This window comes from Escherichia sp. AM3, assembly GCF_032029835.1.
GTDB classification, from domain to species: Bacteria; Pseudomonadota; Gammaproteobacteria; order Enterobacterales; family Enterobacteriaceae; genus Escherichia; species Escherichia coli.
Genome location: NZ_JAVUPQ010000275.1, coordinates 1 through 1,585 on the forward strand (window position 1 = coordinate 1; position 1,585 = coordinate 1,585).

Below are 1,585 nucleotides of genomic sequence, written 5' to 3' on the forward strand. Positions count from 1 at the left end.
GGGCCGTTGTAGACATTCAGTATATTGGCGACAACAGTATGGGTAATCTTTAAATAAAACGAGGTATTTATGTTAATCCAAAATATTGATGTTAACGCTCTGAAGAAAAATGAGAAAGAAACGTCTCATGACAAAGGCTGGGGTATTATGGAACAGGGTGCAATAGCACTTGTTGTAATTATCGTACTTGCCCTTGTTTTTGGTGGATTGTATATGTTGCGTTCACGAACCGGTGTGGCAAATGAAAGTTCGAACATACAGACAATCATCACAAGTACTCAGGGGCTGCTAAAAGGTAGCGATGGATATACGTTTACCAGTGGAACCAAAATGACGGGTGCTCTCATTCAGATGGGTGGCGTACCCAAGACTATGACAGTGCGTGGTACTCCATCATCAGGTACAGCAACGCTCTATAACTCATGGGGCGGTGCCGTAACTGTTGCTCCGGCTTCAACATCAGGTTTCAACAATGGTTTTACCGTCACCTATGAAAAAGTCCCACAGGATGCCTGTATCCAGATTGCCACACAAATCAGTCGTACTGGTTTAACTAACGGTATTACCCTGAACAGTACGACTCACAATGATGGAAAAGTCACTACTGAAGAAGCCAGTGCGCAATGCACAGCTGATAATGGCAGCACCGGTACAAACAAACTAATCTTCACCATCAATGGCTAAGGAGTTTTAATGTCCGGGGGTAAAGTGCCCCTCAGACTTATTTCATTAATCCTGCTTTGTTCTCTTATTTATCCCGCCCGAGCTTCATACATCGCCCCCAAACAAATCTGGACTAACAAGTGGGACAATTGCTTTGCCGCCGCCGGCGCACGCTATCAAATTGAACCATTATTGTTGAAGGCCATTTCTGCCGGGGAATCTTCATTGAAGCCGGGCGCAATTAACATAAATAAGGACAGAAAAACAGGCAAAGCCAGTAGTACGGATTATGGGTTGATGCAAATAAACTCAACCCATATTCCAAAGCTTATAAAGATGGGCGTAATCAAAAAGTCTGAGGATTTAATTACCAAACCATGTCTTAATATCCATATAGGAAGCTGGATACTGGCAAGACATTTTCAGATATGTGGCGTCAGCTGGAATTGCCTTGGATCATACAATGCCGGATTCCGTAAGGACAGACATGAAACAAGAGAGCAATATGCTAATAAAGTATGGAGAATTTATCGTGACATGAAAGGGATATGCCTTCCCGGGCAGGGAGGCAGACAATGCAGACAATCGTAGGCATAAGTCTCTCCCCTGTTTATATCCTCCCATTGATGTTCATATTTTCCATTATTGGACGAACTCTGTTATTCAGAGTTCGTTATTTTTTATCTGATACAGAACATCTCTGGTATAAGACACACACTGCAGTTCTGTCAGGAATATGGCTATATAGTATAGCTGTGGCATTAATTATTTTATCGCCATCCCAACTTCTCTACCGTATTCATGCTGTTCTTATTCTTTCGTTCATGCTGCAAATGGCAGTAACGGATGCACTAACAGGCCTCTTACCTGGTACATTCACCAGGCGTTTTTTAATCGCTGGAATATTATCACAAATCATAAC

The 1,585-nt window shown here is 42.5% G+C and carries 2 protein-coding genes and 1 pseudogene; all 3 read left to right on the top strand.

The window, feature by feature from the left end:
* The first annotated feature begins 69 nt into the window (after window positions 1-69).
* Window positions 70-684, top strand: coding sequence for a type 4 pilus major pilin (locus tag RTW80_RS25015; protein ID WP_000908227.1), 615 nt, complete (start codon window positions 70-72; stop codon window positions 682-684).
* Window positions 685-693: 9 nt separating this feature from the next.
* Window positions 694-1,254 carry a lytic transglycosylase domain-containing protein gene (locus tag RTW80_RS25020; protein WP_000014005.1) on the top strand — a complete coding sequence of 187 codons (561 nt, stop codon included), beginning with the start codon at window positions 694-696 and terminating at the stop codon, window positions 1,252-1,254.
* Window positions 1,239-1,585, top strand: a pseudogene (locus tag RTW80_RS25025) (prepilin peptidase); the annotation flags it as partial. The gene RTW80_RS25020 and the pseudogene RTW80_RS25025, both read left to right, overlap by 16 nt.